The organism is Marinobacter halophilus, from assembly GCF_003007685.1.
Classification (GTDB): Bacteria; Pseudomonadota; Gammaproteobacteria; order Pseudomonadales; family Oleiphilaceae; genus Marinobacter; species Marinobacter halophilus.
On sequence record NZ_PXNN01000011.1, the window covers coordinates 171027 to 194764 of the forward strand.

23 protein-coding genes and 2 pseudogenes are annotated in these 23738 nt (G+C 57.6%); 11 read left to right on the forward strand and 14 right to left on the reverse strand.

All coding sequences use genetic code 11. The features are described from left to right. Window positions 1-24: 24 nt before the first annotated feature. The 4 genes from C7H08_RS07170 to C7H08_RS07185 all read right to left on the reverse strand — a co-directional run bounded on the left by C7H08_RS07170 (window position 25) and on the right by C7H08_RS07185 (window position 4492). Window positions 25-1377 carry an APC family permease gene (locus C7H08_RS07170; protein ID WP_106671063.1) on the reverse strand — a complete coding sequence of 451 codons (1353 nt, stop codon included), beginning with the start codon at window positions 1375-1377 and terminating at the stop codon, window positions 25-27. 117 nt (window positions 1378-1494) lie between these two features. Then, window positions 1495-2238 (reverse strand): copper resistance protein B, encoded by a 744-nt coding sequence (locus tag C7H08_RS07175; protein ID WP_106671064.1) that lies wholly within the window; start codon window positions 2236-2238, stop codon window positions 1495-1497. Further along, complete coding sequence (locus tag C7H08_RS07180) at window positions 2235-3941, reverse strand: copper resistance system multicopper oxidase (protein WP_106671065.1); 1707 nt, start codon at window positions 3939-3941, stop codon at window positions 2235-2237. Before C7H08_RS07180 ends, C7H08_RS07175 begins: the two co-directional genes overlap by 4 nt. A gap of 17 nt (window positions 3942-3958) precedes the next feature. Further along, complete coding sequence (locus C7H08_RS07185) at window positions 3959-4492, reverse strand: cupredoxin domain-containing protein (RefSeq protein WP_106671066.1); 534 nt, start codon at window positions 4490-4492, stop codon at window positions 3959-3961. Between the two features lie 200 nt (window positions 4493-4692). Here C7H08_RS07185 and C7H08_RS07190 point away from each other — a divergent pair, with 200 nt between their 5' ends. From C7H08_RS07190 to C7H08_RS07200, 3 genes and pseudogenes are all read left to right on the forward strand, one after another. Then, window positions 4693-5361, forward strand: a complete 669-nt coding sequence (locus C7H08_RS07190) for a response regulator transcription factor (protein ID WP_106671067.1) — start codon at window positions 4693-4695, stop codon at window positions 5359-5361. Continuing rightward, on the forward strand, window positions 5345-6700 hold the full coding sequence (locus C7H08_RS07195; RefSeq protein ID WP_106671068.1) for an ATP-binding protein: 1356 nt from the start codon (window positions 5345-5347) through the stop codon (window positions 6698-6700). Before C7H08_RS07190 ends, C7H08_RS07195 begins: the two co-directional genes overlap by 17 nt. Before the next feature lie 24 nt (window positions 6701-6724). Next, window positions 6725-7531: pseudogene (locus C7H08_RS07200) on the forward strand (cation efflux transmembrane domain-containing protein); the annotation flags it as partial. Window positions 7532-7545: 14 nt separating this feature from the next. Here the strand turns inward: C7H08_RS07200 and C7H08_RS07205 are convergent. Together C7H08_RS07205 and C7H08_RS07210 are read right to left on the reverse strand one after the other, a co-directional pair. Then, window positions 7546-8001: a DUF6174 domain-containing protein gene (locus C7H08_RS07205; protein ID WP_106671070.1), complete on the reverse strand. Its 456-nt coding sequence runs from the start codon at window positions 7999-8001 to the stop codon at window positions 7546-7548. Beyond that, complete coding sequence (locus C7H08_RS07210; protein WP_227663138.1) at window positions 8001-10187, reverse strand: M12 family metallo-peptidase; 2187 nt, start codon at window positions 10185-10187, stop codon at window positions 8001-8003. Before C7H08_RS07210 ends, C7H08_RS07205 begins: the two co-directional genes overlap by 1 nt. Before the next feature lie 125 nt (window positions 10188-10312). Between C7H08_RS07210 and rrtA the strand changes: the two genes are divergently transcribed. After that, window positions 10313-10882 (forward strand): rhombosortase, encoded by a 570-nt coding sequence (gene rrtA, locus C7H08_RS07215; protein WP_165793945.1) that lies wholly within the window; start codon window positions 10313-10315, stop codon window positions 10880-10882. Here the strand turns inward: rrtA and C7H08_RS07220 are convergent. Further along, window positions 10845-11768: an AEC family transporter gene (locus C7H08_RS07220; RefSeq protein WP_106671072.1), complete on the reverse strand. Its 924-nt coding sequence runs from the start codon at window positions 11766-11768 to the stop codon at window positions 10845-10847. The genes rrtA and C7H08_RS07220 overlap by 38 nt on opposite strands. A 187-nt stretch (window positions 11769-11955) precedes the next feature. On the opposite strand from C7H08_RS07220, the gene C7H08_RS07225 reads away from it, so the two are divergent. The 6 genes from C7H08_RS07225 (at window position 11956) to C7H08_RS07250 (ending at window position 17520) form a co-directional block, all read left to right on the forward strand. Next, entirely contained in the window at window positions 11956-12405 is a 450-nt protein-coding gene (locus C7H08_RS07225) for a cytochrome c (RefSeq protein ID WP_106671073.1), read from the forward strand. 10 nt (window positions 12406-12415) lie between these two features. After that, entirely contained in the window at window positions 12416-13831 is a 1416-nt protein-coding gene (locus tag C7H08_RS07230) for a cbb3-type cytochrome c oxidase subunit I (protein WP_106671074.1), read from the forward strand. A gap of 61 nt (window positions 13832-13892) precedes the next feature. Further along, the gene (locus C7H08_RS07235; protein WP_106671075.1) at window positions 13893-14843 is read left to right on the forward strand and encodes a 4Fe-4S binding protein; all 951 of its coding nucleotides are present in this window, start codon (window positions 13893-13895) and stop codon (window positions 14841-14843) included. A 14-nt stretch (window positions 14844-14857) separates the two neighbouring features. Then, the gene (locus C7H08_RS07240) at window positions 14858-16681 is read left to right on the forward strand and encodes a nitric oxide reductase activation protein NorD (protein ID WP_106671076.1); all 1824 of its coding nucleotides are present in this window, start codon (window positions 14858-14860) and stop codon (window positions 16679-16681) included. Window positions 16682-16692: 11 nt separating this feature from the next. Continuing rightward, window positions 16693-17268, forward strand: a complete 576-nt coding sequence (locus C7H08_RS07245; RefSeq protein WP_106671077.1) for a cytochrome c oxidase subunit 3 — start codon at window positions 16693-16695, stop codon at window positions 17266-17268. A gap of 12 nt (window positions 17269-17280) precedes the next feature. Further along, window positions 17281-17520 carry a cytochrome C oxidase subunit IV family protein gene (locus tag C7H08_RS07250; RefSeq protein ID WP_106671078.1) on the forward strand — a complete coding sequence of 80 codons (240 nt, stop codon included), beginning with the start codon at window positions 17281-17283 and terminating at the stop codon, window positions 17518-17520. 202 nt (window positions 17521-17722) lie between these two features. On the opposite strand, the gene C7H08_RS07255 is transcribed toward C7H08_RS07250, so the two are convergent. The 5 genes from C7H08_RS07255 to C7H08_RS07275 all read right to left on the reverse strand — a co-directional run bounded on the left by C7H08_RS07255 (window position 17723) and on the right by C7H08_RS07275 (window position 20968). Continuing rightward, the gene (locus C7H08_RS07255) at window positions 17723-18097 is read right to left on the reverse strand and encodes a hypothetical protein (protein WP_106671079.1); all 375 of its coding nucleotides are present in this window, start codon (window positions 18095-18097) and stop codon (window positions 17723-17725) included. Continuing rightward, on the reverse strand, window positions 18069-18851 hold the full coding sequence (locus tag C7H08_RS07260) for a CbbQ/NirQ/NorQ/GpvN family protein (protein WP_106671080.1): 783 nt from the start codon (window positions 18849-18851) through the stop codon (window positions 18069-18071). Before C7H08_RS07260 ends, C7H08_RS07255 begins: the two co-directional genes overlap by 29 nt. Before the next feature lie 22 nt (window positions 18852-18873). Then, window positions 18874-20061 (reverse strand): cytochrome D1 domain-containing protein, encoded by a 1188-nt coding sequence (locus C7H08_RS07265; protein WP_106671536.1) that lies wholly within the window; start codon window positions 20059-20061, stop codon window positions 18874-18876. 53 nt (window positions 20062-20114) lie between these two features. Further along, window positions 20115-20462, reverse strand: a complete 348-nt coding sequence (locus C7H08_RS07270; protein WP_106671081.1) for a c-type cytochrome — start codon at window positions 20460-20462, stop codon at window positions 20115-20117. Between the two features lie 170 nt (window positions 20463-20632). Then, window positions 20633-20968, reverse strand: coding sequence for a cupredoxin domain-containing protein (locus tag C7H08_RS07275; protein WP_106671082.1), 336 nt, complete (start codon window positions 20966-20968; stop codon window positions 20633-20635). An 84-nt stretch (window positions 20969-21052) separates the two neighbouring features. Here C7H08_RS07275 and C7H08_RS07280 point away from each other — a divergent pair, with 84 nt between their 5' ends. Continuing rightward, on the forward strand, window positions 21053-21832 hold the full coding sequence (locus C7H08_RS07280; protein WP_106671083.1) for a PhnD/SsuA/transferrin family substrate-binding protein: 780 nt from the start codon (window positions 21053-21055) through the stop codon (window positions 21830-21832). A 49-nt stretch (window positions 21833-21881) separates the two neighbouring features. Here C7H08_RS07280 and C7H08_RS18360 read toward each other — a convergent pair whose 3' ends face one another. Further along, window positions 21882-23051: an ethylbenzene dehydrogenase-related protein gene (locus C7H08_RS18360; RefSeq protein ID WP_227663251.1), complete on the reverse strand. Its 1170-nt coding sequence runs from the start codon at window positions 23049-23051 to the stop codon at window positions 21882-21884. 12 nt (window positions 23052-23063) lie between these two features. Further along, a pseudogene (locus tag C7H08_RS18365) lies at window positions 23064-23612 on the reverse strand (NapC/NirT family cytochrome c); the annotation flags it as partial. Window positions 23613-23738: the final 126 nt, after the last annotated feature.

Sequence of the window (23738 nt, forward strand, 5' to 3'; positions counted from 1 at the left end):
ATCCTCCGTGTCTGATACTCGAAACTAGTGATGATGTTTATGGGATTCTTCATGATCCGAACCTGCGGCTTCCCCGGATTTTGTCAGAAAGATCTGCTCCGCGACCGCGATCACGATCATGGTGACAACCGCCACACCGATAACAAAAGGATCGGTATTCAGTTTGACCCAAACAAAGCCGCCAAGGGCGAGCAAATCGAGCAGGATAGCCACAGTTGGCACCCAGACATTGGCCTTGATGTCCTTGCGCAGATAGCGCAGCACACCCCAGTGAATGGCAATATCCATGATCAGATAGAACACGATACCCAGTGCGGCTATCCGCGAGAGGTCGAAGAATGCGGTCAGGATAATGCCCAGCACCACGGTGTAGACCAGTGTGTGCTTCTGGATGCTGCCGGGCATGCCAAAGTGCCTGTGGGGAACCAGTTTCATTTCGGTCAGCATGGCCAGCATCCGCGATACCGCGAAAATGCTGGCAAGAATACCGCCCGCAGTGGCCATCATGGCAAGGGCAATCGTGAACCAGACAGCATATTCCCCCAGTGCCGGACGCGCGGCAGCGGCAAGTGAATAGTCCTGGGTTTGGATAATCTCGGCAAGCGACAGATTGCTGGCGACGGCAAAACCGACCAGGGTGTAAATCACCACACAGACCGCAATGGAAATAACAATGGCGCGCCCTACGTTCCGCTTGGGGTCTTTTACTTCGGAGCCGCTGTTGGTAATGGTGGTAAAGCCCTTGAACGCCAGTATCCCGAGTGCGGTTGCACCCAGAAAACTGCCCATGGTTCCGGCTTCTCCCGGGCTGGAGACCTCCACCGAGACCCTGTCAGCAACCCAGACGCCCACGAGCCCGAAGATCAGAATGCCGCCGATTTTCAGAACGCCGATAACGGAGGCCACACCCTGAACCATCCGGTTGCCAAGCAGGTTGATCAGAAACGCGGCAATGATCAGTGCCACACCGAGAGCGGGCACCATGCGCCCGCTTTCGTCGCCACCAAACAACTGCATGGTGTAGGAGCCGAAGGTACGGGCCAGAAAGCTCTGGGCGATCACCATGGAAAAGTACATCAGTAATGCGTTGAACGCCGTTGGCAAACGGTTGCCGTAGGCCTTGTGCAGATACATACCAATGCCGCCCGCCGACGGCCAGGTATTGGAGATCTTGATATAGGAATAGGCGCTGAAGCTGGCAATCAAGGCTGCCGCCAGAAACGCCAGCGGGAAAAGAGCACCCGTCATCTGCGCCATCTGCCCGGTGAGGGCAAAGATACCGGCGCCAATCATAACGCCAGTGCCCAGCATGACGGTTCCTGGCAGAGTGAGACTGCCCTCCTGATAGCGAGTTGCTCTGTCTTGCTCCCTGCTCATTGAGCCTCCATTCATTGCTTTGCAAAAAAATTAATGGATCTCCATTACATCAAACTATAGACAAAAAACGGGCCGAGGGAGCTACCCAGGCCCACTCAGAACAGAGTCAGAACAGAGTCAGAACATGACCCTGGCACCGACGACAGCGAACCAGTCTTCGGTACTGCCGCCAGAATCACGGGCGAGATCGGCCGTGTCTCCGTACTTGCGTTCGTAAACCACGCCCACATACGGGGCGAGAGAGCGGTCGATCAGATCGTAACTCAGCCTAAGCCCCACTTCGGTGGAGTTCAGTCCCTTGCCGACACCGATTTCCTGATCTTCAGAGAACGCCACCAGGCTTTCAAACGAAGCTGACACAATCCAATAGTTGGTGATCAGCAATTCGTATTCCGCCTCGAAGTCCACCGAAGCGTCGCCTTCATCGCTGATGTACAGATTGGTGTCTATCTCGAACCAGTAGGGCGCCAGGCCGGTCAGTCCCAGAACGCCGTAAACCCGGTCTGGCCCTTCCGGGGTGTCGATACGCACACCGGCTTTGGCGTCCCAGAAGTCATCCACCGGTACCTGGCCCACGAACTGGTTTTCCAGGGTTTCCCAGGCGTTGTGGGCCTCCTCCCACTCACCCGCGAACAGCCAGCGGAATTTCAGTTCATCGGTGCCGTAGTAGGCATCGCCTTCAATAACCGCCAGCTCTTCATCGGAATCACTATAGCGGTACTCCAGCTTTTCGGCGGACACGCCCCAGAAGTTCTTCGCCGTCTGGGTTTTCTTCGCAGGGTCCTCCTGAGCGAAGGCGGGTGCTGCGAATGCTGTCGCGGCCAGGGCAAAGCCCCACATGGAAACCATCACGCGGCTCATGATTCACCCCCCTGCTTTCCGCTCTGTTCGCCTTCGGCCACGGAGCTGTCCGGGCCACCCTCAACCACGATCTTGCGGAACATGCCCGACGCGGCGTGATAAGACAGATGGCAGTGGAACGCCCACTCTCCCGGCGCATCCACTTCCGTTTCCATGTACACGGTGGTTGCTGGTGCTACGCTGATTACGTGTTTGATCGGGTTCCACTTGCCGGCGCCCACGTCCAGGATGGACCACATGCCGTGCAAGTGCATCGGGTGGGTCATCATGGTTTCGTTGACGAACTTGAAGCGCACCCGCTCGCCGTACTGCAGCACAATGGGGTCGGCATCCTCGTATTTGATGCCGTTGATGCTCCATTCATAACGTTCCATGTTACCGGTCAGGCGCATCTCGATTTCGCGCGTGGGCTCACGCTCTTCAAACAGCGGGCTTTGTGCCCTGAGATCGGCGTAAGACAAAAATTTACCGCCGTTACTGGCCGTCGGCAGCAAACCACTGCCACTGGCGTAGAACGGATCTTCCGGCATGCCGCCGCCATGGGCCGAGTGGTCCATGTCGCCCTGATTCATGGATTCTTGGTTCATCGCGCTGTGATCCATGGTGTCATCATTCATGGCACCGTGATTCATCGATCCGTGATCCATATCGCCATGATCCATATGACCTGCCATATCCGCCATGGTCAGCATCGGCGCGTCACGCAATTCAGGCACAGCCGCGACCATGCCTTCGCTGGGCGCCAGAGTGCCACGGGCATAGCCGGAGCGACCCATGGATTCGGCAAAAATGGTGTAGGCTTCTTCGTCCCGGATATGGACGATGACATCGTAGGTTTCGGCCACGCCAATGCGGAATTCGTCCACGCTGACCGGCCTCACGTTATTGCCGTCGGCCTGCACCACCGTCATCTTCAGGCCCGGTATGCGGATATCAAAATAGGTCATGGCCGAAGAGTTGATAAAACGCAGGCGCACTCGCTCACCGGGCTTGAACAGGCCCGTCCAGTTCTGCTCCGGCCCCTTGCCATTGATCAGTCCGGTAAAGCCCTGCACGTCTTCGATATCCGCTTTCATCATGCGCATATCGCCCCACATCATCCGGTCCCTGAGGGTGGCCACAAAGCCCTTCTCACCAGACTCGTCGAAGAAGTCACCAACCGTTTGCTGCTGGCGGTTGTAGTAATCCGCTGACATTTTCAGGTTGCGCATGATGCGGTCGCCAGAGTGCGGGTGCTTATCGGTCAACTGCACCACGTAGTCACGGTCATAGCGGAATGGCTCGCGCCCCTCCGGTTCGATCACGATGGCACCATAGGCACCATTAGGTTCCTGGAATCCGGAATGGCTGTGGAACCAGTAGGTACCCGCCTGCACAATGGGGAACCGGTAGGTAAAGGTCTCGCCCGGTGCAATTCCCGGAAAGCTGATGCCCGGCACACCGTCCTGCTCGAACGGCAGAATCAGACCGTGCCAGTGTATCGACGTCATCTCATCGAGATTGTTGGTGACGTTGATGACCACATCTTCGCCTTCCTTGAACTTGAGCACGGGCCCGGGCGATGCGCCGTTGTAGCCAATGCCCTGCTTCTTGAAGTCACCGGTGTCTATGGTCACCCGGTCCACCGTCAGATCGTACTCGCCAGCCCATGCCATTACCGGCATCAGCAGCGCAAACGCTCCTGTAATCAGGCGTTTGTTCATAGAGCTCACTCCCACGCTTACTTGATCGTTACGTCACCGTACATGCCGGCCTGATAATGCCCGGGCACATTGCAGGCAAACTCAATGTTGGTGTCACTGGAAAATCGCCAGATCAGCTCCTGGCTCTGGCCGGGTTCCAGCAACACACTGTTAGGGTCGTCGTGCTTCATTGAGTGGCCATCGCCCATGTCCATTGCCATCATGTCGTGGTTGATCTTGCCACCCTGAATCACACCGTGTTCAACCATCATGGACATTTCCGCCTGATGCGCTTCGTGCATGTCAGGCGTTCCGATGTTGAATTCGTGCACCAATTGGCCATGGTTCTCCACCACAAACCGCACCACTTCGCCCTTCTGTACCTCGATGATCTCAGGCTCGTAGTAGTTGTCATACATCGCGACCGCTACCGTGCGGGTCGCTTCTGAGGCGTCGGCAGGTTCGCCGGTAACCGCGCCATTACCGTGCCCGTGACCATGGGCACCGGCGCCAAAGGCAGCGGCAGACAAAGACATCGCTGCAGCCGTAACCATAAACTTTGTTACTGTCATCAAAACGTCTCCTGTACTGTATCTGGAGTGAAGCGTACCTGGAGCCTGCTCCACACTCGGGTGTAATCTGGACAGCAGACACCATGGCGCACCAACCTGAATTCTTTCTGAAAAAACAGATTAATTGCCGTTCAGGCTGAGTTCAGGTTTTTTCACCATAGTGCAGGAGCAGGCTACGGGTTCTAATAGAGGCAATTCCGATGAGATTACTGCTGGTAGAAGATGACCACCTGTTGGCCGACGGGCTGTCGCGACAACTGGAGAAAGCCGGCTTCAGTGTCGACATGGCACACACCGCAAAAGCTGCCGGCACCCTGGGGTCGCAAGAGAGCTACAAGGCATGCGTACTGGACCTTGGGCTACCCGACGGCAACGGACTGTCGATATTGAAGCAGTGGCGGGCCAACCAAATTAATTTCCCCGTGCTGATTCTGACGGCTCGGAGTGACTGGCAAGACAAAGTCGACGGCCTGAAAGCCGGCGCGGATGACTATCTGGCCAAACCATTCCAGACCGAAGAACTGATTGCCAGGCTCAATGCCATCATCAGGCGCAGCGATGGCCGGGTATCCTCGTCGGTTAAGGCAGGAGGGTTCGAGCTGGATGAGAACCGCCAGAGCCTGAAAGTGCAGGATGGCACCGAACACAGTCTGACCGGAACCGAATTCCGCCTGCTTCGCTGCCTGATGAATCGTCCGGGGCAGGTGTTTTCCAAAGAACAACTGATGGAACAGCTCTACAATCTCAACGACAATCCAAGCGATAACGTGATCGAAGCCTACATCCGCCGTTTGAGAAAACTGGTGGGCGCAGAGTCCATTGCGACCCGCCGGGGCCAGGGGTATCTTTTCAATGATTCGACTGACTAAACCCCGATCGGTCAGAGGCACCCTTCTGGCACTGCTTCTACCCTCTGGCATCACATTAATGGCGCTAGCGTGGTTTGTGCATGGGTTGTTGCTGGACCGCATGTCGCGGGGATTCGTGGAGGGCCGACTGCACGATGAAGTGGCATTTCTGGAACTCCAGGTGCGTCAATCCGATGGCCGGTTGGATACGCTCCAGACCGGGGACTATTTCCAGGACGTGTTTCACCACGCCTTCGCCCTTCACTCACCCACTCTGACCTCCATCTCACCAGAATCCTGGCGCCCTCTGCTGGCGCCATTGTTAGATTCCGATCATCAGGGCTCCATCCGGGTTCAGGATGCCGACATAACCGATACACCCTCAGACATCCTTGCCTACCGCAGGAGCTTCATCGTTAACGACACACCAATCGTGATTATCGTGGCAGAGGACATGGCCGCCCTCCGGGCAAGTCAGGCGGAACTGCACGCCTGGACAGCAATTGTCTCCCTATTACTGATCCTGCTCTTGGTAGGCGTCATATGGATAGGCATCACCTTGTCCATGCGGCCAGTCGAATCGCTACAATCCGCCCTGAAAAAGTTGCAAGACGGCACAATCTCAAGGATTAACGTCCGGGCACCGGAGGAGTTTCAGCCGCTGGTGCAACAATTGAACCAGTTACTGGATTCGCTCGACCAACGGCTGGAACGCTCCCGCGATGCTCTGGCCAATCTGTCTCACAGTGTGAAAACACCCATTGCGGCCGTGCGCCAGATCCTTGAAGACAGCAGTCGTCCCCTTGATAAGACACTGCGGGAGGAAATGGCCTTGCGGCTGGGCGACATCGACAGTCAACTGGAAGCAGAGATGCGGCGCAGCCGCTTCGCCGGCCCTCAGGTTGGCAAAAGTGCCCTGCCCGTCAAGCAGGCCCGAGACCTGCTCTGGATGCTGGGACGCCTGTACCCCGACAAATCGTTCGAGTTATCCACCGAGTTAGCCGATGATCACCGCTGGCCTGTCGAACAACATGACCTGAACGAGATCCTCGGCAACCTGTTGGACAACGCCGGCAAGTGGTCAGCACGCTGTGTGGAATTGCAACTGACGTCACGGGATAATGGCGCCACCATCACCGTTGCCGACGACGGCCCGGGCGTACCCATAGACCAGCTGTCCTCGCTGGGCACCCGTGGCGTGCGACTGGACGAACAAACCCCCGGCCATGGCTTGGGGCTGGCCATAGTAAGGGAAATCGCCGAACGCTATGGCGGTTGCCTTGAATTCAGCAATGGCAGGAATGGCGGCCTGAAGGCCCAGGTTTACTTTCCGAAACCGGACTCCGGATCGGCCAACTGACGGGAGCGATGAATGAGCAAGATTTGGGTCAGCCTTTACCGCATTCCGAAGATGGACTGCCCCTCCGAAGAACGAATGATTCGCCTGGCGCTGAACGGCGAGGACCAGGTGCAGGCGTTGTCATTCGATTTACAGCAGCGCCGGCTTGAAGTTATCCACCACGGTGACGCGGCCGCCATCACTGGCAAGCTGACTCCGCTCGGCCTGGGCGCGACGCTGCAAGACACCCGCGCCGCCGACTCGGCAACACTCCAGGCCGCCAGCGACTCAACACCCGACACCGCGCAGGAAGCCCGCACCCTGCGCGTACTGCTGGCCATCAATGCCATCATGTTTGTAGTAGAAATGACCGCCGGCGTGATCGCCCAGTCCACCGCCTTGATTGCAGACTCCCTGGACATGTTTGCCGATGCCGCGGTTTATGGCCTTGCCCTGCTCGCGGTCGGGCGCAGCATCAAATTGCAGGTCCGTGCGGCCCATGTGGCCGGGATATTGCAGCTGATTCTGGCGCTCGGGGTGCTGATTGAAGTGGGCCGACGCTTCGTGTTCGGCAGTGAGCCGGAATCCTTGACGATAATGGCGGTCGCCCTGGTTGCTCTGATTGCCAATACCACTTGCCTGCTGCTGATCGCCAAGCATCGCCACGGCGGTGCGCACATGAAAGCCAGCTGGATATTCTCAGCCAACGATGTGGTGATCAATGTCGGCGTCATCGCCGCCGGCGCCCTGGTGGCCTGGACCGGCTCCAACTACCCGGACCTGGTAATCGGTGCCCTGGTTGGCCTGATTGTGCTCAGTGGCGCCCGCCGTATTCTGGCGATCAAGGCATGATGAGAGGCCAGGGCTCAATAGGCCTGAAAGTCGCTCAGCCGGTAGGAAAACTCGTCATCCGCAATGAGCGGGCTGCCATCAATTTCCAGCCTCACCGGAAAGCCGTATTGCTGGTCGTATTGCACCACCAGTTCGCTGGCACTATCGCCAGACTCTGCGATAAGGCTCAGCAGGCCTTCGATGGTCAGGCGACGCTCGTCCAGCACTTCCGGGTGATTCAGTGGCTGTTCCAGGCCTTCGATATCAATCACCTTACCCTGCCTGACGGTTACGCGCATCGGCTGAAGCAAGTCCGGCGGGCAGAAGCAGGTCTGTTCAATCGTCACCTCATACCCGGCAACCGCCTTCGACTGCCAAAGCGCCATCGCCTCCGGGAAATCGGTCACCGGGCTGGCATCTTCCTTACCCGAGCCAGCGCACGCGGTCAGTAGCAGTCCCAGAGCGGCTAGAATACTGATATTTTTCGTCATTATGCGAACCCTCTGCGCCCAAGCAACTTCAGCGCTCCCGCCGACAACATCAGGAGCAGCCAACTGAAGCTGGCGCTGCCGCCGCCACTGCCTACTGAGTCCCCATTGCTAACGTCAGGATCCTGCGGCAACCGGCCGATCAGAGTGTCGCCATCCTTCGAGCTACCTGCACCCGCAAGACTGATCCGCACGCCAGCGCTGGCATCCATACGCACGGCATTGATCGCCACCACACGGTAGTCGTAGACCATACCCGGAATGGCCGTGATGTCATGGAACTCTGATTCGGGCACAGGCACACTGTCCAGAAATTTCCAGGAACCGACCGTCGCATCAATACGGCGACGTTCGATGGCATAATCAGTCTGCGCACCCGGCAGGCTCTGCCACGCCAGAATGACACCCCCATCGGCCTCAGACACGGAAACCTGGGTCGGCGCCACAGGAGCCTCAACCCAGAACACGGTCACGGTGTTACCCGGCACCGAGCGCAGCCCGTCCTGCAGTGCCACCACCCGATATTGATACTCGCCGGCGTCAGAGGCCTCAAAATCCTGATAACTCGTCGTGCCCGCGGGCAAGCGACTGGAAAGGCCAATGAACGTTGATTGGGCTGGGGCAAGCCGTTCCACCAGGTAAGCTGCTCCGGCTGTTGCACTGACCTCCCAGTTCAGGGAAAAGCCCTGGTTCAGTGTTTCAACTCTGAGATTGGCGGGCGCCGAAACGGACTTCGGCACAACTGTGAACCGACTCTCAAGCCGATTGTTCTCAGGACGAATGTCTTTCACTTCGCCGCTCAGACTCACCAGAAAAACCTCTTGGTTAATGACCACTTCCGAACTCGTTCCGGAATACCCGTGCACCATCAGTTGTTGACCGCCATTGCCCGGCACTATGTCGCGGCAGGTGTACCGGTTGCCCTCGAGATCGCAGGGCACGCCATCGATGGTCACCAGCTCAAAACCACTTTGGGCGCCGGCAATCGTGCCCCGGATGTCCAGCCAGTTGGCGGTTTCAGATGCCTGTTGATAGCCAATTTGGTAGGCCGCCTGAAAGATATCGGCGTGCGGCAAACTCTCAGGGTTTGAAGCCAGGGCGCGAAGTGAGGCATCGGCCGGAAAATTGAAGCATTGCGCCAGATCAGACCGGCTATTGATGGTGTTGATGAAGCTGGTTGCAGAGCAATCGGAAAAACGGGTGGCATTCTCATTAGCCCAAGAGCTCATGACATACCCCGAACTACAGCTGTTGTTGTTACCGTCGTGATCTGAGCCCAGATTATGGCCGAGCTCATGCGCCACTACCACCGCAGTCAGGACATTACTCGAGAACGCATTGGTGACTCCGGTACCAAAGCCACGGGTGTTACACAGTGTTCCGACATAGGCCAAACCGGCCGTGCTGCCGTCAAAATTTCTGCCACTGATCAGGTGAAAGAGTGCCTGGCGGTTTTCCCGAAACGGCAAACTATCTTCGGCCACTTTAGTCCTGACGTCATCCAACAAGGCGTTGGCCGATGTTGAGGTGGTAAATACATCACTTTTGAGAAAGGTCAGACTCAGCGTGTCAAAACCAATACCAAACTGCTCAAAATAGAAGCCCTCAACCATGTTCAGAATGCTCACGGCACGATCCTGAAAGTCGTCCGGAAACTTCTGTTGAAACTGCAGATCGAAGGCCACTTCCAACTCAAGTAACAGGCAGACACCCGCTACCTGGTTTTCGCACAGGCTGTCGTAACTGGCGGAAACGGTCTGCGCCATCATCGGTGACATCATCGCGTCAGGAGAGAGCTCGGCCTCACTGTGGGCATGATCCAGCCCGCACCGAGGCGGATTCTGAAAGCTGAAACTCATCGGGGCCAGCTCATGCCCTGATTGATCACCACCGATAACGTGCACGCGACCAAACAGGTGAGCGAGCCCTTCCCAGCCCCCGGACATTCTGGACACCCGAACCCAGCTATCGGGGTCTTCAGCAATCCGGCCGCGAAAATGGCGCCCTTCGATCAAGGCCTGATGTGGCCCCAACGCGGACGCCAGGCGCTCATTACCGGACAGTGCCACCTGATAGTTATGACCGTCGATCCACAATGTCAGCGAGTCAGCGGCATCTGCCTGAACCGGCGCGGACAATGTCCACAACCAGGTAGCGACAATTATCAGAAAACGGCAGGAGTTTCTCACAAGCGAATCCCTTATCTGTTCAGTCCCATTGAATTCGCGCAAACTAAAGCCTGCCCGCCCTGCCGGCCAGACACTTAACGTAACAAACTGTATTAATGAGGAATGAGTCCCGCATGGGGTATCGAATGGTTAACAGGCCGGCACCAATCCTGATGATTTTGCTGATGCTGCTGTACCTGGCTCCGGCCCAGCCGCTGGAGTGGCAGCCGGAGCTGCTTCAGTCCCGGGAATGGTGGCGCCTGATCACCGGTCACCTGGTCCACCTTAGCGGCCGGCACCTGATGTTGAACGTGGCCGGGCTGATTACACTCTGGATGCTCTACCCCTGTTTTCTGTCGCTTCGGGACACCGCTCTGGCCACGGTTTTCATCGCTGTGGGCATTTCTCTGGGGCTGTTACTCCTGCAACCGGATTTGCCGGGCTACCGGGGCTTTTCCGGTTGCCTACACGGGCTGGCGGCGATGCTTGCAATCCGGGGGCTGGGTCACGAACGCATATTGTCTGTCGGCGTTCTCGTTCTTGTGCCCGGCAAATTAGCCATGGAAGCTGTCGGAGTCGGTCTGGCCGATACGGCCCGACTCATCGGCGGGCCGGTGATCTGGCAAGCGCATGTGCTGGGTTTTTCTGCAGGCGTCGTATTGGCAGGACTGCACTGGTTTAAGAGCCAAACACCCAGGCAATCATCACCGGAATGAAACCCAGGGCAAACAGCGTACTGAGCAGGGTAGTACCAGCCGCCTGCCGGGGCGCGGCATCGAGCAGGGTTGCAATCACCACGGTATTGGCGGCAATGGGGGTGATGGAAATCAGAAAGATCGCCTGATGCACCGCCAGGTCGTAGATCCCCAGCACCTGGGCATCCAGCCACCAGAAACTCAGCGCCAGTAGTGGCCAGCTGACAAATTTGCCGAAGAAAGCCAGACCGGTGAACACCGGATTGCCGGCCAACCCCCTGAAACTCAGTATGCCCATGCCGATGATCATCATGCCCAGAACGCTGTAAGCCCCACGCAGGTTATCAAACAGCGGCGTAAACACCGATGGTATCGACACGCCAGACAGGTTCAGCAACACCGCGCCGGCAAACGCGTACACCGAGGGTAACCTGGCCACCCGCACCAGCGCATCCCGAATGCTGTACTTGCCCCGCGCAGCCAGATAGAAACCGACCGAATTTTCGAACAGGGTGGTGCCGAGCATGCAGACAATGTAGAGCGCCAGCCCCTGTTCGCCGAACAGCAACAACGCTACCGGGATGCCGAAGTAGCCGGTATTGCCGGTACCCACCGATAACGGAATGATCGGTGCACTGTCATCGGTCAGCACCTTGCGCGCAATGGCCAGGTGTATCAGGGCAATGAAGGTACAAAAGCCAAACACCAATGCCGGCAGCAAAATCACCTGCAGCGTCAGCGGTGCCGCCATCACGCCCGAAAACACCACCGAGGGCGTGATGATGTAAAGCATGATTCCAGCAATATGTTTGCCACTGGCATCCAGATAACGCCCCGCGATCCAGCCGAGAGCGACCGTCACATATAAGGGGAGTAATTTTATAAACAGGGCAAGCGCGGCTGCCATGGAACCTCCGGGGCGGAACACAACCGAGTCAACAGGCAAGGCAGTTTACCACCTACCCATGAAGAGGTAACTCCCCGGCGCAATAGAGAAACCTCCCATATTCTTTGACAATCATCAATAGCATTACGGATACATCTTTATATCCTAGCAGGGCTGTCAGGTATTCCAACAAGCAAGGAGAGAGACCATGGCCGAGCGCTTTACCAAAAGCATGGCCAGGAACATATATCTGGGGGGAAGTGCATTCTTCGTCCTGCTGTTCCTGGCACTGACTTTTGACACACAGATCCGGGCGATGCCCGAGCGGGACAACCGCGATCAACTTACTGAGCAGGTGGTTCGCGGCAAGCACCTCTGGGAGAACAACAACTGCGTGGGTTGTCACTCCATCATGGGGGAAGGGGCTTACTTTGCCCCGGAACTGGCCAACGTGTTTGACCGCCGTGGTGCCGGCGACACCGAAGTCTTCAAGTCCTACATGCGGGCCTGGATGAACGCCATGCCCACCAATATTCCTGGTCGCCGACAGATGCCGAACTTCAACCTGAGTGATGAAGACATCGACGCGTTGTCTGCCTTCCTGGAGTGGACATCCAAGATCGACGACAACAACTGGCCACCCAACATCGAAGGCTGAGGGAACAAGCATGAAATACGAATCTCAACGGGTCGCCATGCCCTACTTCATCTTTGCCCTGATACTGTTTGCCGGCCAGATTGTGTTTGGCCTGGTGTTGGGGCTCCAGTACGTGGTCGGTGATTTTCTGTTTCCGGAAATCCCCTTCAACGTGGCGCGGATGGTACATACCAATCTGCTGATTGTCTGGCTGTTGTTCGGCTTTATGGGTGCCACCTACTACATGGTGCCCGAAGAGGCCCAAACCGAGTTGCACAGCCCGCTGCTGGCGTGGATTCTGTTCTGGGTATTCGCCGCTGCCGGCACTTTGACCGTTCTGGGTTATCTGTTTGTGGACTATGCCCGGCTGGCGGAGCTGACCTTTAACGAATACTTCCCCACCATGGGGCGAGAGTTCCTTGAACAGCCCACCATTACCAAAATCGGCCTGCTCGTGGTCATACTAGGCTTTCTCTATAATGTCATCATGACGGCGCTCAAGGGTCGCAAGACCGTGGTCAACATCATACTGATCACCGGTCTGATCGGCCTTGCCGTGCTCTGGCTATTCGCGTTCTATAACCCCAGCAACCTGGCCACCGACAAATACTTCTGGTGGTTTGTCATTCACCTGTGGGTAGAGGGTGTGTGGGAATTGATCATGGGCGCCATCCTGGCCTACGTGCTGATCAAGCTGACCGGGGTGGATCGTGAGGTGATCGAAAAGTGGCTGTATGTAATCGTTGCCATGGCACTGATTACCGGCATCATCGGCACCGGCCACCACTTCTTCTGGATCGGACCGCCTGAATACTGGCTGTGGCTGGGCTCGGTGTTCTCCGCACTGGAACCCCTGCCGTTCTTTATGATGGTGGTGTTCGCCTTCAACATGATCAACCGTCGTCGCCGCAACCACCCGAACAAGGCTGCGATGCTGTGGGCTATGGGTACGACCGTGATGGCGTTCCTGGGGGCTGGTGTATGGGGTTTCCTGCACACTCTGGCGCCGGTGAACTTCTACACTCACGGCAGCCAGATTACCGCCGCCCACGGTCACATGGCGTTCTACGGCGCTTATGTAATGATCGTACTGACCATCATTTCCTACTCCGTGCCGATCATGCGTGGCCGTCCTTACGGTAACAGCAACACGGCGCAGGTTGTGGAAATGTGGGGCTTCTGGCTGATGACCATTTCCATGGTATTCATCACCCTGTTCCTGACCGCCGCCGGCGTACTGCAGGTGTGGCTGCAACGCATTCCGGAAAGCGGCTCTGCCCTGTCGTTCATGGCCGGTCAGGATCAGCTGGCCCTGTTCTACTGGATGCGCTTTGTTGCCGGTGCCTTCTTTATGGCCGGCCTGGTGGTGTACTTCGGCAGCTTCTTCATCAAGGGCCAGGCAAGCCCGGAAGAAGAAGTCCGCGGCCCCGCCACGGCTGACGCCTGATCAGGCCTGACTGCCGGGGCCTTGGTGGCCCCGGCAACCACTTCAACTCTGGACAACCTCCGTGCATGCGCAGACCGTCAACCCTAAAGACACCCTCCAGCAGAAGCGCCTGATTACCCGCTGCGCTTTTTTCCTGCTGTTTCTGCTCGCGCCTGTACTCAACATCTTCCGATACGATCTGACCGAAACCCGGTTTATCCTGCTGGGCTTTCCTCTGTCGTTTAATCTGGACCTGGCCTGGGTCAGCCAGAGCACACCGGCCGAAGTGGCCGGACAGATCCTGTTCTGGTTCGTGCTGCCCATTCTGACGCTGGTACCTCTGGTGCTATGGATTTCTCTCAAGTGGGGACGAATCTACTGCGGCTGGCTGTGCCCCCACTTTTCCGTGGTCGAGACCATCAACGACCTGATGACCCGCATCACTGGTCGCCCGACGCTGTGGGAGGCATTGAACAAAGGCCACACCGGCAAGGCCCTGCACTGGGTTGGCCTGACCGCGATCTGCGCCTTGATCGGTTTTTCCTGGGCACTGGCGCTGCTGTCCTATCTGCTGCCGCCGATTCCACTGTACACCGACCTGGTGACCGGCCAGCTCAGCCGATATCCGGGTATCTTTCTGGCGGTCGCTACCGCGGTCTTCACCTTTGACTTCCTGTTTGCCCGGCACCTGTTCTGCAAATATGGCTGCGCCTTTGGCCTGGTGCAGAGCATCGCCTGGATGACCAATGGCAAAGGCCGGGTGGTGACCTTCGACACCCGGCGCGCCGCCGCCTGCCGCGACTGCACCAGGGCCTGCGACGATGCCTGCCCCATGCGCTTGCCCACCCGCAGCCACAAGCGGGCCAAATTCTCCTGCACCCAATGCCTGCAGTGCGTCAGTGCCTGCCGTGAGGTGCAGAAAGACAACCCCGAGGGCTCCCTGTTGACCTGGGAACCCGGTACGCCCAGCCGGCAAACGGTGCTGATTCCCGTACGCCAGATGGATACCGGCACCCGCCGGCCCCGGGCCTGAACCAAGGAGTCGTTATGGAAGAGTGGGTCGGATTAAAGTGGCACGAATACGTTACTCGCCAGGCCATGGGCGAGTTTCCGGAATACACCGTGCACCTGAAAGACGAAGCCCGCACCCTGGGTGTGCTGTTCCGGGCCATGGGCGGTGACCCCGCCCTGAGCCTGGTCACTGCGGAACCCAGGCAGTTCCAGATTCGCCGCCGTTTTCTGCACAAGCTGGCCGGCACCCACCGCAAGTTTGAACTGGCCTGGCGTGATGAAGACAGCCTGCGCCTGCCTGAACGCCTGGCCCTGTTCCCCTCCCGCACAGCCAATCGGGATCTGTATCTTTGGCTGGCCGCGCTGGCGTCACTGGGGGAAATACACCATCACAATTGGCTCAAGGGCAATCAGGCCATGGTGCAGGAGGTACTGATCCGCTGGCCGGGACTGGAGCCCACGTATCAACGGCTGGTTCGCCACACCCTGCAATGGCGGCCAGACCCGGACACCCTGCCGGGCGTGGAAGCCAATCGGGAAGCCGCCATCCGCCAGGCTTTGATTCACCCCGGCAGTGTCGACGATCTGCCGGAGGCCCTGAGCGATCCCTGGCCGGTGATTCTGTGGCTGTACCCGGTGCTCGGCCGTGGCAAACTGACCGGCCAGATCATTGGTGACGACAACACCCAGTCAAAATCCGGCGGCCTGGCCAAAAAACGCAAACGCCGCCGGGCCGAGCGGGTAGACGCCTTTGATAAGGACCAGGGCATCATGCTGTTCCGGCTGGAAAGCCTGTTTTCATGGTCTGAGTTCATTCCAGTGGATCGGGCCGGGGATGACAGCGATGAAGACGACGCCGACTCAGTCGTTGATGACATGGACATGATTTCAATCTCCCTGGATCGTCGGGAAGCATCCTCCGCCATCAAGTTTGACCTGGACCTGCCCTCGGAAGAAAACGACGACCTGTACCTTGGCCCGGGCATCCACCTGCCCGAATGGGACTGGCGCCGACAGGGCTACCGCGACAATTTCTGCTGCCTTCAACCCCTGCTCAGCAAAGACGCCGTGCCATCCCCGTTACCAGAGCGCCTGAAGCGCTCGGCCCAGACCCTGCGCCAGCAATTCAGTGCCCTGAAACCCCTGCGCCAGTGGGAGCGACGGCAACTGGAAGGCGAAGAGCTGGACCTGGACGCCTGCCTGGAACGGGTGGTCCAACACCGGCGCGGGCTTGGCGAAGTGGACCAGAAGCTGTTTCGCCAGTGCAAACAGAACCAGCGTGACCTCGCCTGTCTTGTGCTGGCCGACATCTCCCTGTCGACAGACACCTACATCAATAACAACCAGCGGGTGATCGACATCGCCCGGGATGGCCTGCAGCTGTTAAGCGAAGCCCTGACCGCCAGCCGTGACCCGTTTGCGCTGTTTGCGTTCTCCTCACGGCGCCGGGACCACATTCGTTTTCATCACCTCAAGGGCTTTGACGAACCCTACAACGACACCAGCCGGGGCCGGATTCAGGCGCTGGAACCGGGATACTACACCCGCATGGGTGCCGCCATCCGCCAGTCCATCAAGCTGCTGCGGGCGCGGCCAGAGCATCAGAAAATCCTGCTGCTATTGACCGACGGCAAACCCAACGACCTGGACCTGTACGAAGGTCGCTACGGCGTGGAAGACACCCGAATGGCGGTTCAGGAAGCCCACCGGGCCGGCCTGACGCCGTTCTGCGTCACCATCGACGAAGAAGCCAACGAATACCTGCCCTACGTCTTCGGCAGCACCAACTACGTGGTGATCAAAGACCCGACGCAACTGCCGGCGCAGTTGCCCAAGCTGTACCTGAACCTAACCCGTTGACGGAGGATCTGATGGCTGATAGCCAGGCCGCACGTTCACCGCACCTGCCCGGCGACCTCGCCGTCTGGTTCTTCATCTTCGCGGAACTGGCGGTGTTCGGCATCATGTTCATCGGCTTCGGCGTAGCCCGGAGCCTGGACCCGGCCACTTTCTCCGCCGGCCGGGAAGTGCTGCACCCCTGGACCGGCCTGGTCAACACCATTGGCCTGATCACCGCCAGCTACCTGGTAGCCCTGTCTGTTCACCGGCTGCGCGACGGCAAGCCCGGCACCGCCGTCCTGTTGTGGGGCGCCATAGCGGCCTCATGCATCTACACCTTCGGCAAACTCTGGGAATACATCGACCTGTATTCCAACGGCTACAATCTGGGTACCGACACCTTCTTCATGTTCTATTTCTTCCTCACTTTCTTCCACTTCATGCATGTTGTGCTGGGCCAGATTGTCCTGGTGGTGCTGGCGGTTAAGGTGAAGAAAGGTGAATACACCGGCGACGACATGAACAGCATGGAATCCGGCGCCTCCTACTGGCACATGGTCGACCTGGTGTGGCTGGTGCTGTTCCCCATGCTCTACGTTATAGCGTAAGGAGACGAGCGGATGTTAGCGGTCTACATCACCCTGATGGCCTGCACCATGGCGCCGGTGATTGCCATGCAGATGGGTCTGGACGCGACGATTCTGGTGTGGCTGGCATTTCCACTGGTTATCGTGAAAGCGGTGCTTCTGGTCGACCATTTCATGGAAATGAAACACGCGCCGTTTGGGTGGCGCCTGGCTTCACAGGGATGGGCGATCGTTGTTGTTGCGGTGCTGGCAGGGATTCATATTTTAACCTGAGACTCAGTAAACATCGGCCAAATAAATGGGCGGCCACCATATGCGCGGAATCCCTTAGCAATGTTGGCAGGAGCGGCCGGGTAGGCCTTTCCAAAACTGTGCGGAGCCATGGATGGCGGAGCCCAAGCGTCACATGGATGTGCCGCAAGGAGCGTGTTTTGGAAAGGCCTACCCGGTTGCGACCTCCTCCATTATCAGAAGATCACAGCAACCGCCGCGGAAAATACGGCGGTTTATCGCCAATCGCCTGAGCCAGGGACACCATGCCCCAAAGCACAAACGACGTGTGCATCACAATTGCCCAGACAATCGCAAAGCTCCAGAAGTTGCCGGTGTTGCCAAAGGCCAACCAAGAGATCGCCACCCCGGAACTGATCAGCAAAGCCCCCAGAATCGACATATAGACACCGGCCCTTGCATGGGCCCGGCGCAGCGGATTACTGCCATCAGAATTCATCGCAGCCCACACCAGCACCGCAAACCCAATGACCGGCAACGCCAGCAAGTTCAATAAATACCAGGCGACCGGGGCTATTGCCCCGGGGGATTCAGACTTCTGCTTGGCCGAATAAGGCATACACCACCTCCATGAGTGCGTTAACGGTAACCGCGTCATCCGACAGCGGCTCTATGAGACCGGCGCGACAGGCTTCAACAGCCGGTACACCGGAGCGGATCAGGTAAGCGGTATGGATCAGCAGGCGGGTCGATGCCGCCTCTTCCAGATCGTGATCTTTCAGATTGCGCAGCGAGGCCGCAAGGGTTACCAACTGCCTGGCCAGGTCTTCATCACAGCCGGCCTCTTCCCGAACAATCAACTGCTCGATGGCCGGCTCGGGATAATCAAAACTCATCGACACAAAGCGCTGCCGGGTGCTCGGTTTCATACCCTTGAGCAGGCTCTGATAGCCCGGGTTATAGGACACCACCAGCATGAAACCCGGCGCCGCCCGCAGCAGCTCGCCGGTGCGTTCAATCGGTAACTCCCGGCGGTCGTCCGCCAGCGGGTGCAACACCACCGTGGTGTCTTTGCGGGCTTCGACCACCTCATCCAGGTAACAGATGCCGCCTTCCCGCACGGCCCGGGTCAGCGGGCCGTCCTGCCAGTAGGTTCCGTCCGGGCCGATCAGATGGCGACCGACCAGATCGGACGCGGTGAGATCGTCGTGGCAGGCCACGGTGTAAACCGGCCGCCCCAGCTGCTCGGCCATGTAGCGCACAAAACGGGTTTTACCGCAGCCCGTCGGGCCTTTGATCAGCACAGGCAAACCGTTGCTTGCCGCAGCCTGAAACAGCTCTATTTCGTTGCCTGCAGGTTGGTAAAAGGTCATTGAGTTAGTTCCTTTAAAGGCTCTAGAGGCCCAGCGTATGAGCCCGGCTGGTAAAGAAGATACCGCTGGGGTTCTTTGCACTGAGTGTCGCCACAGGCTCCAGCGTGCGGGTGCTGTACACGGTCACACGGTTACTGTCTCTCGCAGACACCCACACTTCTTCGCCCCTGGGCGTAAACTCCATGTGCAGAACCGCTTCGCCGGGTTCCAGTGTGCGGATAATTTCCCGGCTTCGCGAGTCAATTACCTGAACCACATCGTTCTCCGGATGAGCAAAGCTCACCCATATCTGGCGATTATCGGGGCTGGCCATCACAAACACGGGCTGGCCCTGGACCGGAATTCGATCCATCAGCGACCAGTCCTCCATGTCGGCCACCAGCACCTGGTGATGACCAACGGCCGGAACAAAAGCCCGTCCATCTGCGATGGCCCACCCCTCCAGGTGGGGCATTTTGTAGACCGGCAGCTGCTGCTCCCCCTTGCCATAATTCGGCAAAATTTCAGTAACGCCCTGTTCGTGATTCCACAGATCCAGCAGCGACAGGCCGTCTTCACCAAACAGGCCGGCAATGTAGTAACGGCCATCAGGCGTGATCAGGGCATCATAAGGTGCCTTGCCTGCCTTGTAGCGGGTGATTTCAGGGTCCTCACCACTCATATCGAGGGTCCAGATCTCTCCCGCGTCGAACAGACTGAAGACGAACTGGTGCCCCGGCGCATCCACCAGACCCACGGTTTTCGACTGATCTGGCTCACCATCGTTCCTGGTGTAAGTGGCCGGTACATTCAGGACCAGATCCAGGGTCTTGCTGTCAAAGACCTTCACCCCGCCCGGCTCGTAGTTGGATACGGCCACGTAGCGACCATCCTGGGAGATGGCACCACCAATACTGTTGCCGGACTGGATAACCCGATTCACGATGGACCGGGTCAACAGGTCAACCTTGGTGAGGCCCCCATCCCGCCCGAACACATAGCCATAGCGAGCATCCCGGGAGTAAACCACCGAGGCATGGGAAAGATCACCCAGGCCTTCCACGCGGCCCAGCACCGAACGCTGTGTGGTATCAACCACCAGCACTGAGCCTGCGGCCCGCTCGACCACCAGCCCCAGGTCACCGGTTCCACGAATGTCCGACGCCGGAATGAAATCATCCCGGGAAGCCACAGACTGACAACCTCCCAGGGCTGCCACCACCAGAGCCATTACGACCAACTGAAAAGCTCGGGCGACGACTCTTCTCAGGTGTGCGAATTCGTTCATTGGGCTACCTCCGGGCGGCTTTGTGGCGTAATCAGGGCACCGGATTTCAGTTGTTCACTGATCCAGCGAATTTCATGATCGGTCAGTAAAGCTTTCCAGGGCGGCATGGCCGTGCCCGGCACTCCTTCCCGGATAATTGCGGCGATGGCGGCTGCAGGCAGAGCCTCCAGGTTTCCGGGGCGGAGCGCCGGCCCCAGACCGCCTTTCAGTGTCAGGCCATGGCAGGAACCGCAGTCCTGAATGACAAAATTCTGCAACTCAGTGTAGTCACTGCCCTCTGCCCAGAGGACTGTCGGCAGCAGCGCGAAAACGCCAAACCAGAACCGTTTATTCCACTCGCCCATAGTCGCGATCACCTTCTGTTGCCTTGTCTGCATCCTGACCGGTGCAGGCTTCTACCTCCTTGATTTCAATCAACTCAACCAGCCGCCCCGGCAACCATTTGGAGTTAGCCCTACTGAGGTAGCCTGTTTAGAAATTCCGCAACCCTGACCGAAAATCAGATCCAGAACGGTCAATCGTCCGTGACAATCACGACCCCCGTCATTCTCGGATGAGGGCCACAAAGGTAGGGAAGGCGGCCGGTTTCATCGAAGGTTTTTTCATAGACCTCACCCGGGAAAAAATAATCCGCTTCCGGCTCCCCCATCTCCTCAAACCAGACGCTGTGGTACTGGCGCTTTTCATCATTGCGCCAGCGCACCGTGGTGCCTTTACTTATCCGGATTTCCTGGGGAATGAACTGGAAGTCCCTGATGCTGACTTCAACGCTGTCGGCCGCCAGCGTCACAAAAGGCAGGCAAGCGATCAGCATCGCTGCAATAATGGTAGAGCTCTTTACTGTATTCATAGCGGATGTCCCCCTGGAGATGCCCGCAAAAAGATAGCACTTGCGATGAAAGTGATAATTGACTGAACTCAATAAGGAACTTGCATGAATGCTGCCCGATTCTTCCGACACGCCCTGCTGGCATCGTCGCTTGTGACCGCGATGGCTCAGGGCGAAGTTGCGGCAATCGACGAACTTGGGTTCTCGGTTCCCCAGGGGGAAGGCGGCTCAATATCTCTCCGGGCCCGGCAGGCTTTTGAACACCATATGAAGGAGTCAGAGTGCCCGGTCAGGGTTGAGTCGAGAGCACAGAATGATGAAGCGGGAGAGATTGTTTTCAGCGTGATGCCCGCCAGTGCACCTTATGCCGCTGGCCAGCCCGTTACTGCCAGGCTGACTGCCCGAACCTATGAAAATACGCCGCTTACGGCCACTGTCCTGGTGAAAGCCAGCACCGGCGTCAACAGCCTGGAGAGCCTTGAAGGAGAACGACTAGCCCTGGTGTCAAAAACTTCCGTTCTTGGTTTTGTTCCAGTCAGGGAACTTTTTGCCGACGCCGGGGTGGATTTTAATGAGGGGCAGTTGTTCATTACAGGAAGTTATGAAGGCGCTATTACCCTGCTCCTGCATGGTGACGTGTTCGCTGCAGCGCTACCGGCGCCCCTGTCTGCGCGTTGGGCGAAAGCCAATGGTCTCTCCATGGTGGCGCAATCACTCACGCCTTTGGCAGGGTATGTCACTATCTCCGATAGCTTGGCGGAGTCAAGACGCCAGGCTTGTGTCAAGGCGCTGCAAAGCCTCGAGCGTTCGTCTGCGCGTGATAAACGAATGGATGTGTTCCCGGTCTGGGTGGAGGGATTCAGGCATGAAAAAACCGCCCCTTAGGGCGGTGGAGGAAAGGCAGATTTTAATCCGCCGGAGGTAGGGAGAAGATTTAGAGCTTTACTGCATTGATCTCGATATCTTCCGAGTCATTATCAAAGCCCAGGCGGTAGCCCAGAGAGATATGGTGGTACCGGGAATCACTGTAATCGTCATGAATGGCGAACCCGATGTTGTACACCCGGGACAGGTCAAGAGAGAGATCGCCAGCGCTATCGGATTTCAGCTTGCGCTTCATCTCGACCGTCCAGACACCGTCCTCAAGTTGGGCGTTAAATTCAGCACCCTGGCCGCCGTCCATGTTGCGCTCTGCGAGCACGTGTCCGTCTTCCACCGTATCGGTGCCGATCTGATAGCGTATTAAATCCAGGAAGTTGTTATCCTGCATAGCTGCCTGAATTTCTGCTTCTGGCTTGAGTTTATCCCAACCTCCCGGTTCTTTGCCGCGCCGGCCTTTATATTCCATCTCGGTTCGGCTTTCTTCCAGGTATTTGGTAATACCCTCGGTGGTATCCAGACGACCAGATTCTGCATAGGTCTGGATGGTGGCATTATCGACCTCTCCGGGCATATCTCTAGAGTCGGTGTGGCAACTGGCCCAACATCCGGCGCCCTCTGCGAATTCGACGTCGTCAGTGCCGAACATCATGGCTAGCTTCACCTTGTTATCCGGATCCATCTTACCGCCCTCTACAAAGGGTGTGGGCGCATGGTCGGTATCCGGCCAGCTAAACCGCATGTAGAGATGTTCGTCGTCGTGAGCCGCCTGTATCTGAACGGGAATGCTTCCTCTCTTACCGGGAATGACGTTAGGTTCCAGCTTTTCGCCAGTCACTATGCGCTTACCCATATCAGCTGCTTCTTTTTCGTGACAGCCAACGCAGCGTTCCCCCTTACTAAAGGCCCGGCTGCCACCATGCTCCCGGCCGAATATCCATTCGATGGAGGAAGTGCCTGGATAGAAAAGGGTCACTTCTCTAGCCGGCGCCAAGCCCCAATTCACGGTTTGCTTCAGCTCTTTGCCCTGTTCGGCCGCCAGCCGGGCTGCTTCTTCCGCCTTGCGTTTGGCTTCGGCAATCTGTTGCTCTCTTGCCGCTGCCTTATCGGCTTCCGCTTTTTCCGCCGCGTCAATATCGCGCTGGAACTGATGCAGGGTTGCGTCGGGCCTGGCCAGTTCTGGATCCGGGGCTTCCAGCCTTTCCAGTTCCTCTTCGCTCAGCATGTGGCGGACATCTTTGTGAGCGATGCCTTTGTGGCAATCAATGCAGGTGTTGCCTTGCTGAAGCGCCATGACATGTTGCTTAGCAGCGCGGCTTTCCTGCGAATCTATATGCATGTACTCGAAATTGTGGCAGTTTCGGCACTCTCTTGAGTCGCTTGCTTTCATCCGCGCCCATTCGTTCTTGGCCAGTTCGAGGCGCTTGGCTTCAAATTTTTCCGGGGTATCGATGCTGCCCAGCATTTTGTGCCACAGCTCTCGGGAAGCCTGTATCTTGCGCGGTATCTTATGAATCCAATCACGGGGCACATGGCAATCCGAGCAGACGGCCCTTACCCCGGAGCGATTACTGTAATGAACGGTTTCCTGATATTCCTCATAAACGGTATTTTTCATTTCATGACAGGAAATACAGAATTGTTCGGTATTGGTTGCCTCGACACTCCAGTTAAAGCCACCCCAGAAGATGACCCCAAGAAGCATAAAGACCAGGGCGGCTCCGACCGTGCTCCCCAGTATAATTTTCTTGTTCAACAGTTTTCGTAGCCAGGACTGCTCTTTCATGTTTCATACTCCACTCGGGCAGCTGTCAGCGATAGACCGCTTTCTTGTCGGTCAGCCGACGGGCGAATAGGTGTCCGGACCCCGGCCCTTTTATATTTTGGATGAACCCGAAGCAGGCAGGGCGCC